At 39.4% G+C, this 16,359-nt stretch carries 14 protein-coding genes; 13 read left to right on the forward strand and 1 reads right to left on the reverse strand.

From position 1 onward, the window contains the following. Positions 1 to 61 precede the first annotated feature (61 nt). The 5 genes from WAA15_RS09525 to miaA all read left to right on the forward strand — a co-directional run bounded on the left by WAA15_RS09525 (position 62) and on the right by miaA (position 7,237). Positions 62 to 1,228, forward strand: coding sequence for a DUF4856 domain-containing protein (locus WAA15_RS09525; RefSeq protein WP_337042501.1), 1,167 nt, complete (start codon positions 62 to 64; stop codon positions 1,226 to 1,228). Between the two features lie 72 nt (positions 1,229 to 1,300). After that, complete coding sequence (locus tag WAA15_RS09530; RefSeq protein WP_337042502.1) at positions 1,301 to 2,446, forward strand: imelysin family protein; 1,146 nt, start codon at positions 1,301 to 1,303, stop codon at positions 2,444 to 2,446. Between the two features lie 9 nt (positions 2,447 to 2,455). Then, entirely contained in the window at positions 2,456 to 3,793 is a 1,338-nt protein-coding gene (locus tag WAA15_RS09535; protein ID WP_337042503.1) for an HTTM domain-containing protein, read from the forward strand. Continuing rightward, complete coding sequence (locus WAA15_RS09540) at positions 3,771 to 6,194, forward strand: TonB-dependent receptor domain-containing protein (protein WP_337042504.1); 2,424 nt, start codon at positions 3,771 to 3,773, stop codon at positions 6,192 to 6,194. The genes WAA15_RS09535 and WAA15_RS09540 overlap by 23 nt, the downstream gene beginning before the upstream one ends. A gap of 122 nt (positions 6,195 to 6,316) precedes the next feature. Beyond that, the gene (miaA, locus tag WAA15_RS09545; protein ID WP_337042505.1) at positions 6,317 to 7,237 is read left to right on the forward strand and encodes a tRNA (adenosine(37)-N6)-dimethylallyltransferase MiaA; all 921 of its coding nucleotides are present in this window, start codon (positions 6,317 to 6,319) and stop codon (positions 7,235 to 7,237) included. 34 nt (positions 7,238 to 7,271) lie between these two features. Here the strand turns inward: miaA and WAA15_RS09550 are convergent, their stop codons facing one another. After that, positions 7,272 to 7,883: a DJ-1/PfpI family protein gene (locus WAA15_RS09550; protein ID WP_337042506.1), complete on the reverse strand. Its 612-nt coding sequence runs from the start codon at positions 7,881 to 7,883 to the stop codon at positions 7,272 to 7,274. Between the two features lie 145 nt (positions 7,884 to 8,028). Here WAA15_RS09550 and cmk point away from each other — a divergent pair, with 145 nt between their 5' ends. From cmk to WAA15_RS09590, 8 genes are all read left to right on the forward strand, one after another. After that, entirely contained in the window at positions 8,029 to 8,718 is a 690-nt protein-coding gene (cmk, locus tag WAA15_RS09555) for a (d)CMP kinase (RefSeq protein WP_337042507.1), read from the forward strand. A gap of 2 nt (positions 8,719 to 8,720) precedes the next feature. Beyond that, positions 8,721 to 9,779: an NAD(P)/FAD-dependent oxidoreductase gene (locus tag WAA15_RS09560; RefSeq protein ID WP_337042508.1), complete on the forward strand. Its 1,059-nt coding sequence runs from the start codon at positions 8,721 to 8,723 to the stop codon at positions 9,777 to 9,779. A 75-nt stretch (positions 9,780 to 9,854) separates the two neighbouring features. Next, positions 9,855 to 12,176, forward strand: coding sequence for a hypothetical protein (locus WAA15_RS09565; protein ID WP_337042509.1), 2,322 nt, complete (start codon positions 9,855 to 9,857; stop codon positions 12,174 to 12,176). A 101-nt stretch (positions 12,177 to 12,277) separates the two neighbouring features. Further along, positions 12,278 to 12,820 (forward strand): hypothetical protein, encoded by a 543-nt coding sequence (locus WAA15_RS09570; protein ID WP_337042510.1) that lies wholly within the window; start codon positions 12,278 to 12,280, stop codon positions 12,818 to 12,820. A gap of 33 nt (positions 12,821 to 12,853) precedes the next feature. Then, a complete protein-coding gene (locus WAA15_RS09575) occupies positions 12,854 to 13,843 on the forward strand; it encodes a phosphotransferase enzyme family protein (protein WP_337042511.1) in 990 nt (329 codons plus the stop codon). 38 nt (positions 13,844 to 13,881) lie between these two features. Then, a complete protein-coding gene (locus WAA15_RS09580; protein ID WP_337042512.1) occupies positions 13,882 to 14,955 on the forward strand; it encodes a winged helix DNA-binding domain-containing protein in 1,074 nt (357 codons plus the stop codon). 211 nt (positions 14,956 to 15,166) lie between these two features. Next, a complete protein-coding gene (locus tag WAA15_RS09585) occupies positions 15,167 to 15,565 on the forward strand; it encodes a TerD family protein (RefSeq protein ID WP_337042543.1) in 399 nt (132 codons plus the stop codon). Positions 15,566 to 15,690: 125 nt separating this feature from the next. Next, entirely contained in the window at positions 15,691 to 16,359 is a 669-nt protein-coding gene (locus WAA15_RS09590) for an MCP four helix bundle domain-containing protein (protein WP_337042513.1), read from the forward strand.

Consider the following 16,359-nt stretch of genomic DNA (forward strand, 5'->3'; position numbering starts at 1 on the left):
TTAAGTCTAAATACAATATATTTGCATCGAAATTTAAATCCATTAAAAATAAAAAGCCACCATGTTTAAACGTATCGGTAAAACTCAAATTCTTTTTGTTTCAGTAATTATGGCGGGCTTAACAGCCTGTAAAGACGAAGAAGTAAGTCCATTACGAACTAAAATCGACTATGCCAAGGCTACCTCTAGCACTCCATACAAAAGTCTTTTCGTAGATGCACAAGGAGATACCACAGTTGACTTAAAATCTGGCAATGACCGTTACAGAATTTTTCAGGCCCTAAACTATTATACTGGTGCAGCTGTAAGAGATAACAAGACCCTTGACGCCAACGTCATGAAAAATATGTATGCCAATTCGGGCAACCCGTTTACTGATATTCCTTCTTTAAATATTTCAGGCACTTCGCTTAATAATTCTGGTGTTCAGCTTAGAAGCCTGACGGCCTCTTCTCTGTCAGCCACAGAGGCAGAAGCCGCACGTACAAGGATGGAGGGTTTATTTACAGAAATGGCTAATGTAAGTAAATCGGTTGGAGCAAACGCCTCGAAAGGAGTAGCCGGAAAAACAGGTACTTATCTGGTTGATGCCAAAGGTATCGAAATAGCACAGATTATTCAGAAGTCGTTGATTGGAGCCTTACAACTAGATTATATCAGCAATGTATTGCTAAATAAAGGGCTCGAAGCCGACAACACCACACTTGTATCAGGCAAAAAATATTCACAATTAGAACATAACTGGGACGAAGCCTACGGCATATTAACATTAAGTCCTATTTATCTGGCTAATTCGACCGACGCAACCAGAGGCACAACAGAATCTTTTCTGGGTTCATATATCTGGGAGTACAACAAAGCCAGTTATGCAAAAATTTATCCGGCTTTTCTGAAAGGACGCGTAGCTATTGTAAATAACGACCTGACCGAGGTAAAAGCACAGGCTAATTTTATAAGAACAGAAATGGAAAAAGCTATTGCAGCAGCAGCAGTGGGGTATCTGGGTAAATGGAAAACCGGCACTACCGATGCAGCAAGAGCACATGCTATGGGCGAAGGGTTAGGCTTTATTTATTCACTAAGATATTGCAAACTGAATGGTGCGGATGCAAAATTCTCAGACGATATCCTGAATAACCTTATTGGTTCAACTAATGGTTTCTGGGATTTAACCAACGAGAAAATAAATGCAGCAGCTGATACCATTACTGCCAAATTCAAACTGTAACGACGCTATTTTAATATATCAGAGTGGATTGGTGGTTAACATTACCAATCCACTGTTTTATTTCTACGACTTATGACAATTTTTCACTTAAAAAAGAAATACCTGTTGGCTTTATCAGTAGGTATATTATGGGCTTGTGGGGGAACCAATAACACTGACAACCCACCAACTCCGGTAGATGAAGGTAAAGACAGAAAAGCAATACTTACGAATCTGGCTGATAATATTATTATTCCGGCCTATGCAAATTTTAAAGTAAAGTTCGACCAGATGGTAGCGAAGTCAGAGGCATTTACTAGTAAGCCCGACAACACAAGCCTGACTGGATTTCGGACGGCATGGGTTGATGCCTATACAGAATGGCAAAAAGTAGAATTGTTTGATTTTGGACCGGCAGAAAAACAAACACTCAGAAATTTTTTCAATATATATCCGGTCAATGAAAAAGCTATTGCCACTAACATAGCCGACCCTGCTGTTAATATGGACGTACCCGCGGCTTATTCACAACAGGGTTTTCCGGCACTCGACTACCTGATAAATGGGCTGGGCAGTACCGATTCCGCCATTTTATCATTCTATACAACTGCGCCTGACGCCGCTAAACGAATTGCCTATGTAAAGTTACTGGTGAGCCGCATGAATTCTTTACTAACAAAAGTAATGACTGACTGGAACGGCACCTATCGTGAAACATTTATTACCAAAACAGGGCTTGACATTAGTTCGTCTACCTCCTTAATGGTTAATGGTTTTGTACTACACTATGAGCGTTTTATCCGTTCTGGTAAATTTGGTATTCCTTCAGGCGCAATGCTTAATGGCGTAGTAGCTCCTGAAAAGGTTGAGGCTTATTATAAAAAAGATTTATCGCTGGTGTTAGCCCAAACGGCACATCAGGCTGTGGTTGACTTTTTCAATGGCAAAAGTATTAAAACAGTCACAGAAGGCCCTTCTTTTAAAACTTACCTGAATGCACTCGGTGCTAAAGATAGTGCCACGGGTTTATCGCTAGCCGAACTGATAAACACTCAGTTCACTGCAAGCAAAAACAAAATTGACGCCCTGAAACTACCTTTATATGAAGAAATCAAGACTAATAATCAGGCTGTAAAAGAAGTATATAACGAAATGCAAAAGGCTGTCAGAATGTTGAAGGTAGACATGACCTCAGCCATGAGTATTACCATTACTTATACCGATAACGACGGCGATTAATCAGTGGGTATGTCTAATTATTTCGGAAAAAAGGTTTCTGCGGCTCCTTTAGCGGTTTTCAGAATATGCTTCGGACTTATGTTGCTTGGCAGCATTATTCGTTTCTGGAGCAAAGGCTGGATAAACGATTTGTATATCCAACCAAAATTCTTTTTCCCATTTTTCGGCTTTGAGTTCGTTAAACCGCTGGGGCAATACACGTATTTTCTTTTTGCTTTCTGTGGGCTTTGTGCATTTTTAGTAGCCATTGGCTTGTTTTATCGCCTAAGCATTATTGGCTTGTTTGCCAGTTTTTCATACATCGAACTCATCGATAAATCTACCTATCTGAACCACTACTATTTTATTAGTCTGGTTAGTTTTCTAATGATTTTCTTACCTGCGCACACCTATTTTTCGGTTGATGCGTACCGGAATAAAAGACTACTGGCGCAGTATATTCCGAACTGGTGCATTGATTCTCTTAAACTTATGCTGTGTATCTTGTATTTTTATGCAGGTCTGGCCAAAGTAAACAGCGACTGGCTGTTACAGGCACAACCTCTGAAAATCTGGTTACCCGCTCGTAATGATATGCCCATTATTGGCGAATGGTTTAATAAACGCTGGATACCCTACGCCTTTAGCTGGTTTGGCTGTATTTATGATTTGAGTATTCCTTTCCTGCTATGGAGAGCTCCCACACGAATGTTTGCTTATGTAGCCGTTGTTACTTTCCATGTACTGACGGCTCTACTATTTCCGATTGGGGTTTTTCCGCATATTATGATGGTAGCCGCACTCATTTTTTTCTCTCCTGTATTTCATAAAAATCTTATTCGCCGTATCAGTTACTGGTTCAGGCTGCCCAGCGATTTTATTGAAACCACTAAAAGCTATTTTCCGGCTTTTTATATTAAACCGCTGTTTATCCTGTTTTTTACGTTTCAACTACTTTTCCCGTTCAGGTATTTGCTTTACCCGGGTGAGTTGTTCTGGACCGAGGAAGGTTATCGGTTTTCGTGGCGGGTGATGCTTATGGAAAAAGCCGGATACGCTCAATTTACTGTAAAAGATAGCACAGGCAAGCAGGTTGTGGTGAATAATAATGACTTCCTGAGCACTTTACAGGAAAAAATGATGTCGACCCAACCCGACATGATTTTACAGTATGCCCACCTATTACGCGACTATTACGCGCTGCGGGGTTTCCAAAAGCCGCAAGTATATGTCGATTCATACGTGGCACTTAACGGTCGCATGGGGCGGCCGCTCATAAGCCCTACAACAGATTTGGCTAAAGAGACAGATTCTTTTAAACACAAAACTTGGATTTTACCATTCCATGACACTATCGAAGGTTTATAATACACTTATTTTTTGCCTGATTAGCACATTTGCGCTGGCTCAGCATAAATTGAGCGGCACTGTTTATTCGCGCAAAGACGGTAACGCCATTAAAAATTGTAAAATTATACTCAATACAGGCTCTCCTACGGCTCTGACTAACGAAAAAGGCATTTTTGTCTTTAAAAATCTGGCAGCAGGCACCTACAAAGTTCAAACTTATGCCGAAGATTTCCAGTCATCTCAACAAGAAATCAGGTTAACTGACAAAGACCTTGACCTGAAAATTTTTCTGGATTCAATCCATGCTACACTCAATGAAGTAGTGGTAACCGACAAGCAGACCGATTTCGGCTTTACACGTATGCGTGCCGTTGAAAGCATGGGTATTTATGAAGGCAAAAAATCAGAAGTAATTTTGCCTGAACAACTAGTGGCCAACCTTGCTACCAATAATGCGCGGCAGGTATATTCAAGAGTAGCAGGCTTAAATATCTGGGAAAACGATGGTGCAGGCCTGCAATTAAGTATTGGAGGCCGTGGCCTTGACCCCAACCGTACGGCAAATTTTAATGTGCGGCAAAACGGATATGATATAAGTGCCGATGCCCTCGGTTATCCTGAAAGTTACTATACCCCCCCTATTGAAGCCGTCGGGCGTATTCAGATAGTGCGGGGGGCCGCTTCGCTGCAATATGGTACACAGTTCGGGGGGTTAATTAACTTTGTTATGAAAAAACCCGTTACCGACCGCAAACTTGAGCTAACCGCACGCCAGAGCGTGGGGTCGTTCGGCTTTTACAATGCCTTTACCAGTGCAAGCGGCACACTTAATAAATTAAGCTATTATACTTTTTTTCAATATAAAAGAGCCGATGGCTGGCGGGCAAACTCAGGGTTTGACAGCTATAATTTTTATGCCGACCTCGACTACAAACTATCTGAAAAAACTACAATAGGCATCGACCTCACCCACATGAGTTACCTGTCACAACAACCCGGTGGCTTAACCGATGCCATGTTTGCTGAAAACCCACGGCAAACCAATCGGGAACGTAACTGGTTTAAGGTTAACTGGAATTTATGGGCAGCACATCTTGACCATAAGTTTAACTCCCTAAACGAGTTTAATCTACGAGTATTTGGGTTGTCGGCGTACCGTTATTCATTAGGTTTTCGGCCTAATCGTGTAGCTACAATTGACGATAACAGCGAACGTGACCTGATTAAAGGCGACTTTAACAACTGGGGAGCCGAAGCACGTTACCTAAAACGCTATTTTATTGGCGATAAGCTATTGATTTTTTTGGGTGGAAGCCGCTATTATCATGGTTTTAATCATAGCATTCAGGGTTTAGGCAGCAGAGGAAAAGATGCCGATTTCAATTTTATTAATTATGAAGAAGGCATTGCCAACGATTACCGCTTCCCGAATAACAATGCATCTTTGTTTATTGAAAACATATTTTACCTGAACGACAAATTTTCGGTTACTCCGGGTATACGATACGAATATATTCATACAAAAGCCGATGGGTTTTATGGAAACATTCAGTTCGATTTGGCGGGTAATATTATTAGTGCAACCCGTACCAATGAAACCCGTACCAACGGAAGGCAGTTTGTACTGGCAGGAGTCGGGCTAAGCTACAAGCCTATTGCTGAAATTGACATTTACAGTAATATATCTCAGAACTACCGTTCTATTACCTTTAGCGATATGCGTACAGCCAACCCGTCGGCAGTAATTGACCCGAACATGAAAGACGAAAGAGGGTATTCTATTGATTTAGGTGTACGTACTCACCAGACTAGCCTTTATAATTTCGATGTAAGTATGTTTTATCTGAACTACGATAATCGTATTGGAGAGGTTCAGTTTTATGACGAAAGCAACCGCGTATTACGCCGCCGCGGTAATATTGGGCAAGCCGTAATTATGGGGCTGGAATCTTATGCTGAAGCCGATTTACTCAAACTTGGTAAACCAGCCAACCAGCACCTGAGTGGTGTTTTATTTGGCAATGTTGCCTTTATTCATTCGGTTTATAAAGCCAGCCAGATACCGGGTATTAAAGGCAATAAAGTTGAGTTTGTGCCAGATGTTAATCTCAAAACAGGCGTTCGGCTTGGTTATAAAAATCTGAAGGCATCTTTCCAGTATACTTATTTGTCTGACCAGTATTCTGAGGCTACCAACGCCAAAGACGGTGGTGTATCAGCCGTAGTGGGCCTAATTCCGGCTTATGATGTGATGGATGTAAGTGTATCTTATCAGTTTAAAAAGTTTAAAATCGAAGGGAATATCAATAATTTGTCAAACCGTATGTATTTTACACGTAGGGCAACCGGATATCCGGGGCCGGGTATTTTACCATCCGACGGACGTAGCTTTTATCTGAGTTTACAGGCTAAAATATAAAACGTTGTCAGGTTTATAATACTAATACGACACATTCCCGCTACTAATCCAGACATAGTTAATGACCAATAAGCTAATTATTTTGTTTATTTTTGCTGTTTAATTAAGGTTTCAGAAGTACTTTGGCAACAGCATCTACTAAATACGCTATTCTTATTGTAGGCCCTACCGCGGTAGGAAAAACAGCGTTATCCATACAATTAGCCCACCTGCTCGATACTGAGATAATATCGGCCGACTCAAGGCAGTTTTACCGTGAATTAACTATCGGAACAGCTAAACCTACTCAGGACGAGATGGAAGGCGTAAAACACCATTTCATTGACTCTCATAGTATTACCAGTTATTATAGTGCCGGTGATTTTGAGAGAGATGTAGTTAAATTACTGGAAGAAGATATTTTTAAACGAAAAGATGTTGTAATCATTACAGGAGGCTCAGGGCTTTTTGTAAAAGCACTTACCGACGGCCTCGACGAAATGCCTGAAGCTCCGTTAGCCCTGCGTGAACAATTAATGAAAAGGCTCGAAACCGAGGGACTTACGCCTTTGGCAAACCAGTTACAACAGCTTGACCCTGTATACGCCTCCACTGCCGATTTACAAAATTCACAACGTGTTATAAGAGCATTAGAAGTATGCCTTAGTACAGGCTTGCCTTTTTCGGAGTTTCATAAAAAAAGTAAAGTTCAGCGGAGTTTCAATTTTATCAAAATAGGCATTGAACGCCCCCGTGAAGAACTCTATGAGCGTATTAATCAGCGCATGGACCTGATGCTAGCCAGTGGCTTAGAAGCAGAAGCTCAAAGTTTACTTCAATACAGGCACCATAATGCTTTGCAAACCGTAGGCTACAAAGAAATATTCGACTATCTAGATGGAAACTATGATTACAAAACTATGGTTGAGCTTCTGAAACGTAACTCAAGAAGATATGCCAAACGTCAGATGACATGGTTTAAGAATCAGGATGATTTCCGATGGTTTAATGCTCAGGATTTTGATGCTATCAGGGCATTTATTCAGGCTTCCGTTCACATATAATTTCAGGATAACTCCCTCTGTGGGTTTGTTTAAATTACATTCGCCAGTAATCATACTGAATATACTCGGCCGTTTCGTTGGCGATTTGTTTGCCCAGTAGTTTTGCCACTACGTATAATGACATATCTATTCCAGCCGATACTCCGGCCGACAAAATAATTCGCCCGTTATCAACCCATCGCTGGTCGGGGTATAGGGTCGTATTTGGTGCAACCTCACGCATTTGTTCAACGGCCTTAAAATGAGTAGTAGCTGCCAGTCCTTCAAGCAAACCTGCTTTAGCCAGAATCAGCGAACCCGTACAAACCGACAACAGGAGTTCAACCTTTTCGTTCATCTCGTTTAGCCATGCCAGTAGCTTGTCGTTATTCATTTCGCGTCTGGTACCAAAGGGCGTTCCATCGGGTCTGTATCCACCTCCACCGGGTACAAGCAGAATATCAGGCACCGGACAATCGCTCAAGGTATAATCAGGAATCACTACCAGATTATTTCTGGCACTTATTCTGGAGGTTTCGGCCACCGTAAATACTTTAAAATACCCTTCCTTTCCCCCTTGTTTTCCGGCTACGCCAAATATTTCGTAAGGACCAGTAAAATCTAGTACTTCTACCTCATCAAAAATCAGAATACCTACGGTTCTCATGATACTGTGTTTATTAAAGGCTTTGCAGTAGTTGGCTGATTTCCTGAATATTTTTAAGATTATACAATCTATTTCGTTAAATCCTGCATATACCAATTGTTACTCTCGCAAATTAGATTTTTCTTTGCAAAAACTTTAGGATTGAATGCAAAAAATTACAATTGCCATTGATGGCTATTCGAGTTGTGGAAAAAGCACGACAGCCAAAAGGGTGGCAAAAAAACTAGGCTATACTTATATTGATACAGGTGCCATGTATCGTTCCGTAACGCTTTATTTTCATCAGCACCTGATAACACTCACCAATGATAAAGAAGTCGAGAAAGCCCTTGAAAACATTCATATTGAGTTTCGGATGAATCCTAAAGACGGGAAAAACGAAACCTATCTGAACGGGTTGAATGTAGAAGACGAAATCAGAAAATTATATATTGCCAATCAGGTAAGCGAAGTAAGTGCTATTGCCGCCGTAAGACACGCAATGGTAGCCCAACAAAGACGAATGGGTAAAAAGAAAGGAGTTGTAATGGATGGGCGCGATATAGGCACGGTGGTTTTTCCGGATGCAGAACTAAAAGTTTTTATGACTGCCGACCCTTTAATCAGGGCAAACCGTAGACAGATAGAACTCAACGAGCGAGGTGACTTGGTTGATTTGGAAGAAATTATCGAGAATATCAAAAAAAGGGATTTTATTGATACTACCCGAAAAGAAAGCCCACTAAGAAAAGCCGAAGATGCTGTTGAAGTAGATACCTCTTATATGACACTCGACGAACAGGTAGAGGTTGTTTGTTTGTTGGCTCAGGAAGCCATGAAAAAAGTTTCTTCATAAGTATGCAAAAGCTCGATTACATCATTGTAGGGCAAGGTCTAGCCGGCTCATTACTAGCTTATGAACTATTAAAAGCTAACCGGAAAGTATTGATACTCAATGATGAATCCATTCCGACTTCGTCGGCAGTGGCTGGTGGTATCTTTAACCCCATTACTGGTAAAAATCTGGATAAAACATGGCTGGCAGATACTATTTTTCCTTATTCCAAACATTTTTATCTTGCGCTGGAGCAAGAAACTCATACTCATTTTTACCACGAAACAAATTTGTTCCGGCCTTATGCCAATGAACAACAACGCCGGCACTTTTTACAATTAACCGACGAGTTTGACTTAGGAAAATATATTCAGCTAATAGCTCCTAACCAATACGACGGCATCAGTAACCCGCTGGGGGGCCTTTATACTACCTCAGCAGGCTGGGTTGATGTACCGCTCATGCTACAAGTTTTACAAGAACTCTTTCTTGAAGCAGAGGCTTATCAAGCAGAAAAATTTGAATATCAGGCACTAAGTATTTCAGCCGAAAAGGTTACTTATAAAAACTTGCAGGCAGATAAAATCATTTTCTGTGAGGGCTATTATGCGTCGCAGAATCCTTTGTTTCAATGGTTACCTTTTAATCCGGCCAAAGGCGAAACCCTTATTGCAGCAATTGCAGACTACAACATCAAGGAAATTGTGAATCAGGGTTCATGGATTATTCCACTTGGTAATCAGCTACACAGATTCGGCTCAACTTATGTCTGGAATCAGTTAGACTGGCAAGCTACCAACGAAAGTAAAGAAGCAATTTTATCAAAAATTGATAAATTTCTTCTTAAACCCTATCAGGTAATTACGCAACAGGCAGGCATACGCCCTACCACAAAAGACCGTCGCCCATTTTTAGGCAACCATCCATCTCATTTAAACGTCTATGTTTTTAACGGGTTAGGCACTAAAGGAGTATCATTAGCACCTTACTTTGCACATGAGCTATTGCTTCATCTGGAAAAAAATAAAGATTTAATGCCCGATTCTAACATTCGACGATTTTATTCGTTATATTCGTTATAGGATAAAGCAAAACCCATAATCCAAGAAATTCAGTGTTTGAGCCGCCTTATTGTCGGCAAATATATACAGAGGGCTATGAAAGAATTCTCTACTTATCGTCGAAGCGGTATACGCTTATTTATTGCTAGTGCTCTTATTTTCATAGGAATACATACGGCCTCTGCTCAGAACTATTTTGCTGCCTCACAGGAAGAATTCGGGAAGAATCGTATTCAGCAAAAAAGGTTTGAATGGCTTACTATCAGAAGTAATAATTTTGAATTTAATTATTACAGAGGTGGTGACAAAATTGCACAGAATGCCGCCAAGCTCTCGGAAGGCGAATATGACCGAATTACAGAGTTGTTGGGCTATACGCCTTTCACAACTATGAAGATTTTTCTGTACAACTCGCCCAAAGACCTCGCACAGAGTAATATTGGCCTTACTGCTCCTATTGATTTAGATGGCAGTGTGCTTAATCTTACTAAATCACGCGTGCAGATTGCCTACACAGGCAACGAAGAGACCTTCAAGAAAGAACTTATCCGGCAAATTGCCCGCCTGTTTGTATATGATATGCTTTACGGAGGCTCGCTGAAAGAAGTTTTGCAAAGCTCATTGCTACTAACCGTACCGGAATGGTACATGGCAGGGATTTCGGCCTACATTTCAGAAAACAATGAAGACCCTACCATGCTCGATCGTATGCGTGTGGCTGTTATGAAAAACAAGGATAAAAAAATAGCGAATCTGGAAGGAAAAGATGCCGAATTGGTGGGACAATCTATCTGGAACTACATTGCTATGCGTTATGGGAAAGATAATATCTCGAATATTCTTAATCTTACACGTATTATCCGTACCGAAGAATCGAGTATCACAAGCACATTGGGGATTTCGTACAACCGTTTTATGAGAGAATGGAAAGAGTTCTACATCAATAGTGCTTATGCCGGTAACAACGAAAAACTGGAAGAGCCCGACAAAAAATCTACGGTATCGCCCAAGATAGACCTTTCAAAACCTAAAGAAAAACTTGTACTTGAAAAAGGAGAAGTAGATACCGATAATTATGAATTTGATGCAGAAAATATCATAAAGTCGTTGGCTAATGAAACAGCCAAAAATAAAACGGATAACCTCGACAAACTCCCAACAAGACTTGGACGTTACAAAGAAACCCTAAAAATAAAAGGGCCATTTGCTTACGAAAATATTATGGTTGGCAATGATGTAAAGACCGATTTCCTGATGGACCCCGTGAGAAGAATGGGTTTGAGAGCTACACTGGTTTTAAACGATTTGCTCGAAAATCATAATATTAAAATCGGAGTTTTTGCTACACCTGTGCTTAAAAACCATGATATTTTTCTGGAATATAACAACAACGCCAAACGTATTGACTGGGGACTAGGTATTATGCGCCGTTCGCTATCATTTGGTGAAATTGATAACCGCACATTATTTCTGTTCCGTCCGCTTAATATCAATGCCCCTGCCGGAGCCTTGTTTGCTGTTGACAGACGCCTCTATTACAACAAGTTTTCAGGATATGCCAATTATCCTTTCAATAAAAATATGCGTTTGGGTATATCGCCTTTTCTTGTAACTACTACTGACATTGACTTGGGCGAAGTTGGGCGCAAAAATCTGAACTCGTATTATGTGGGCTATAAAGCCGAACTTGTTTTTGATAATACCACACCTTTATTCAGCAAGGTTTTATTAGGCTCACGGGCCAAAGTTCGTTTTGAACGCTCTTATAGTTTAACATCTAGCACCGAAAATTTCAGCCGGATGGTGGTTGATGCCCGTCATTATCAGCGAATTCTGAAAACCTTTATTTTTGCTGCTCGCCTGTCGTACAGTCGCTCACTAGGCAGCGCACCAAAAGTAACATTTCTGGGTGGTGTAGAAAATGCCATTAATCGTAGTGTTGAACTCCCTAACGGGCAAAATGTAGGTGTACCCCGCGACTTAAGAGATGTTTTATTTTATGATTTTGCAGGTAGCTTAAGAGGTTTTAATTTTGGCAAGTTGTACGGCACCAGCCATTTGCTTACTAACCTGGAATTACGCTTACCATTGGCTCAGTACTTTTCTAAAGGCTCCCTTACATCTAATTTCTTAAGAAATATGCAATTTGTAGGCTTTAGCGACATTGGCACAGCATGGTTTGGTAATAAGGGGCCGTTTAATCGTCAGAATAGCCTTAACACCGAGGTTATCGGCGGTGGCACTAACCCATTCAGAGCTACTGTAACCAATTTCAAAAACCCATTCCTTATTGGTTATGGCGTAGGCGCAAGAAGCACCATTTTGGGTTATTTTGTAAAGGTCGATTACGCTTGGGGGCTTGAAGATAAAGAAGTAGGCAAACCTAAATTGTATATTTCGCTAGGTTCTGATTTTTGATAAAGACATAGGCTTTAAATACAACGATTTGAAGCAAATATTGAAAAACCCGTTCCTGCGAATGGGTTTTTCTGTGTTTAACAGTTACATTATTTAAACGTATGAAAGCGAGCAACATTAAGCAAAAAGTGGGTGTGTATAACCAAATAGTCAATTTTTTTTGGGCTATTCTGTGTTTTGCTCCGGTTGTTTATTTCTGCTACTGCTATATGTCGTTAAAAATACTTTATCTGTTTATCGGTATCAGCTTGCCTACAATGTTTATCCCTACGGCTTTTCTTCATAAAATACAGTTGAGCCACAATACCCACATCTACCATAAAATAGGCATAAGGTTCATTAAAAAATATACTCAGGATGGAGACCTCATTAACAAATTTATCAGAAGCCGGTACCCTGCCTATAAATACGTAGACAACAAACAATCTTTTAAAAAAGTAGTTGGGAGGTCTTATGTTAATGAAAGATTCCACTATATGGTTTTTGTTTTCTTTTTACTTGCAACTATTTATGCTTTTATCCATGGATTTATCTATGACGGCATTATTATGACAGCTAGTAATATTATTTTTAATGTTTACCCTATTTTTTTACAACAATATAACCGTATCCGAATCAATGCCTTACTAAAAAGGCCATTATGATAATAAATTTAAATCAACTACTGTATTTAAGCTATGGCATACTTTCCTGTAATTACTTCAACACTTTCAGAAAATCACTTGAGTATATTTTTACAAAAACAATACGGACTCAGTTCAAAAACTATTTGTAGGCTTATAAAGACCGGAATTAACCATATTTATTTAGTAACCGACAACGCAGCAAAGTTTGTTTTCAGGGTTTACAGCCTTAACTGGCGAAGCAATAAAGAAATTCAGGAAGAAATAAGGCTTCTGAATTTGTTAAAAGATAATGACTTGCCTGTTTCTTATGCTATTGCCGACACCCAGCAAAATTACATTCAAGAGCTAAATGCCCCTGAAGGAATGAAGCAAGGGGTTATGTTTTCTTATGCCAAAGGAGCTAAAACACTTAATTTTTCAGCAGAACTACACTACCGTATTGGGGAAATAATGGCACGTTTTCATCAGATTACACATAATTTCACACTAGAGCGAATCACTTATACTCCTGAAACCGTTTTAGTGAGTACATTGGTAAACTTCTGGCATTTTTTGCCGGAAGATAGCCCAGAAGTAACCTTTATCAGCTATGCACAGCAATATTTATTGAAAGAACTAAGTCAGGTTAATTCGGCTGAACTAAGAAAAGGCGTTGTACATCTTGACATCTGGTTTGACAACCTCAATATTTATCAGGAAAAAGAAATAACTATTTTTGATTTCGATTTTTGTGGAAATGGCTGGCAATGCTACGACATAGCCTATTATATGATGCAGATACATAGTACCGAAACAGATGAAAATGAATACAAGAGTAAACTCAATAGTTTTTTGGAGGGCTATGAGTCTGTTACACCTATAAGTAACGAAGAGCGTAGAATTTTGCCTATGCTAGGGGTTAGTCTTTATTTATTTTATCTGGGCGTTCAATGCCAGAGATTCAATAACTGGTCGAACGTATTTATTAATGATGTTTATCTGAAAAGATTTATAAATTTACGTATAAAAAGGTGGTTCGACTACCACAAATTAAGCCAATAGCTTTCGTACTACTCCGCAAACACATAACAGCAACTATTATGACCGATACCGAAATTATTACGCAAAGGCTCTATAACCAGCATATTAGTGTGCCTAAGTTTAACACTCCGCAAGAAGTAGTTACCTCAATGCTAGCCATGCAAGCACAAGAATATGCCATGGCTCGTTGGTCTATCGGGTTACGTCTTATAAACGCTAAAGATAGCGATGTAGAAAAGGCTTTCAACGAAGGTGCTATTCTTCGTACTCATGTGATGCGGCCTACATGGCATTTTGTAAGCCCTGCCGACATCCGGTGGCTTTTAGCTTTGACTGCTCCGCGCGTACATGCCTTTAATGCGTATCAGTATCGTAAATATGGGTTAGACAGCCATGTGTTTACCAAATGCAATGACATAATTATCAGGCAGTTAGAAGGCAGAAAGCACCTAACACGCACAGCCCTTAATGTGGCTTTACAACAACAAGGTATAATAACTGACACCATTGGTTTAAGCTGTATTATGATGCAAGCCGAACTTGACGGCATTATTTGTAGTGGCCCCCGCGAAGGTAAACAGTTTACCTATGCGTTAATTGATGAGAGGGTACCTCATGCCAGCCCACTTAGTAAAGAAGAAGCCCTAAGTGAAATGGCCCATAGATATTTTACCAGCAGAGGCCCCGCAACCATTCAGGATTTTGTCTGGTGGTCTGGTCTAACAATGAAAGAAGCCAGAGTTGGGGTGTCAAATCTGGCTCCGTACTTTATTCATAAAAAAGTTGAGGGACAAGAATATATCTATGCGCCCATAAATCCTGAAGCGGTTAATCATCCGAACCATTCTTTATTATTGCCTTATTACGACGAATACGGTATCGCTTATAAAAATCGAGATGCCTTATTTCTTCCAAAGGAAAAAATAGTACAGAATATGGGTGAAACTTTTCCATTCAGCCGGGTAATTGTTCTGGATGGCAAAATTGTAGGCTCATGGCAATGTACTATTAGAAATAAAAGCATAGAGGTAGAAATTGCGCCTTATTATGAATTTAGCGAGCATGAAAATTCTATTATCAACGCTGCGGTTCAGCGGTTCAAAAACTTTATTGGCGACTCAGACGAAGATTAACTTTAAATAATACCTGAGCCTAATTGACTACTCTAGTTAGTACTTAGTATATATTAAGAAAAGGATTATCAATAAAACGTATAGCTCAAAACGTAATGTAACCCATAGAGACCAAAATTCATAAAGGAATACTTTAAAGAAGCTAAAGTCAGTAAAATAACCGATAAATATTTTTTTTATCATCGTATTGTCGTTCTAATTAGCTTTTTTTATTGTTTTCTACAACAACCAGAAGCATCCTTCTGGCCATATAAAATCAACGGGAGACAACCGTACTGGAGCCGGTGATGGCGATGATGAACAAATTGTTGTATTGCTAGATTCATTAAGCCATCAATATCAGAGTATTGTATTTTTAGTGACCATTTATCAGGGAAAGGCAAATAACCAGCATTTTGGAATGCTTAATAATGCTTTTATAAGAGCAATTGATGCAAAAGGTAAAGAAATAGCCCGTTATAGCCTATCAAATGATAGCACCTATAACGTAATGTGTTCGATGACCTTTGCAGAAATATATCGTAAAGACAACACATGGAAATTCAGAGCAATAGGTGACCCAAGCCCCTATGATGACTTTAAGTCATTGCTTACAAAGTACGTAGATTAGTATCTCAGTCAAAATAATTAAAGACCTCATATAGTAAAGTAATATGGCTGCTTTAATGAGTTGCTATTGCATAAAATATAGTTATTTTTACTTATATTTGTATTAAATCAACTCAGTATTTTATCATGAAATGGGCTTATAGTATCGAGCAGAAAATAAAGGCAGCTATTATTCTGACAGTAATTTTTGTTTTTTTATTTATAAAGAATGTATCTGATAAACACCATTTTAATCAGTTAGGTGATAGCTTTTCGGCAGTATATGAAGACCGCCTATTAGCCGAAAGCTACATTTATGAACTTTCTAACCATTTATCTGCCAAAAAACTACTTGTTGACGACTGCTCAACGCATGAGAACATTGGGCAGATAAAAGAAAAATTAAAACTTCATAATAATGCTATTCAACAATTAGTGGTTTCTTATGAAAAAACCAGATTAACCCCTACCGAAGAGGTTTTATTCAAGGATTTTAAGAAGAACGTTAGTAAAGGGTTAGAACTTGAGCAAAAACATATTTATGAGTCTGACTTTATGATGAATGCCCATACAGCCAGACAAGTTCTCGATGAGTCTTTTTATAGTTTATTAAATAACCTGAATCTGCTTTCTAATATTCAGATTTCGGAAGGAGAAAAACTCAATAAAACATCCCAGAAAATTGTGTTAGGGTCAGCGTCTGACACACAATTCGAGCTTAGTATATTATTCGTTTTGGGAACAATCATTTTAATGCTGGTATTCACCTCAAAATCAACAATGCCTAAAACCCCACAAAATCCTTCATTGAATTAG

The organism is Emticicia sp. 17c, assembly GCF_037153985.1.
Classification (GTDB): domain Bacteria; phylum Bacteroidota; class Bacteroidia; order Cytophagales; family Spirosomataceae; genus Emticicia.

What these genes read in the sequence shown, in the direction of transcription:
- WAA15_RS09550 (WP_337042506.1), bottom strand. Translation starts at nt 7,883, where the DNA reads ATGAGAACCGTAGGTATTCTGATTTTTGATGAGGTAGAAGTACTAGAT.
- WAA15_RS09575 (WP_337042511.1), top strand. Translation starts at nt 12,854, where the DNA reads ATGGCATACTTTCCTGTAATTACTTCAACACTTTCAGAAAATCACTTG.
- WAA15_RS09560 (WP_337042508.1), top strand. Translation starts at nt 8,721, where the DNA reads ATGCAAAAGCTCGATTACATCATTGTAGGGCAAGGTCTAGCCGGCTCA.
- WAA15_RS09525 (WP_337042501.1), top strand. Translation starts at nt 62, where the DNA reads ATGTTTAAACGTATCGGTAAAACTCAAATTCTTTTTGTTTCAGTAATT.
- WAA15_RS09570 (WP_337042510.1), top strand. Translation starts at nt 12,278, where the DNA reads ATGAAAGCGAGCAACATTAAGCAAAAAGTGGGTGTGTATAACCAAATA.
- WAA15_RS09535 (WP_337042503.1), top strand. Translation starts at nt 2,456, where the DNA reads ATGTCTAATTATTTCGGAAAAAAGGTTTCTGCGGCTCCTTTAGCGGTT.
- WAA15_RS09590 (WP_337042513.1), top strand. Translation starts at nt 15,691, where the DNA reads ATGAAATGGGCTTATAGTATCGAGCAGAAAATAAAGGCAGCTATTATT.
- WAA15_RS09580 (WP_337042512.1), top strand. Translation starts at nt 13,882, where the DNA reads ATGACCGATACCGAAATTATTACGCAAAGGCTCTATAACCAGCATATT.
- WAA15_RS09530 (WP_337042502.1), top strand. Translation starts at nt 1,301, where the DNA reads ATGACAATTTTTCACTTAAAAAAGAAATACCTGTTGGCTTTATCAGTA.
- WAA15_RS09565 (WP_337042509.1), top strand. Translation starts at nt 9,855, where the DNA reads ATGAAAGAATTCTCTACTTATCGTCGAAGCGGTATACGCTTATTTATT.
- cmk (WP_337042507.1), top strand. Translation starts at nt 8,029, where the DNA reads ATGCAAAAAATTACAATTGCCATTGATGGCTATTCGAGTTGTGGAAAA.
- WAA15_RS09540 (WP_337042504.1), top strand. Translation starts at nt 3,771, where the DNA reads ATGACACTATCGAAGGTTTATAATACACTTATTTTTTGCCTGATTAGC.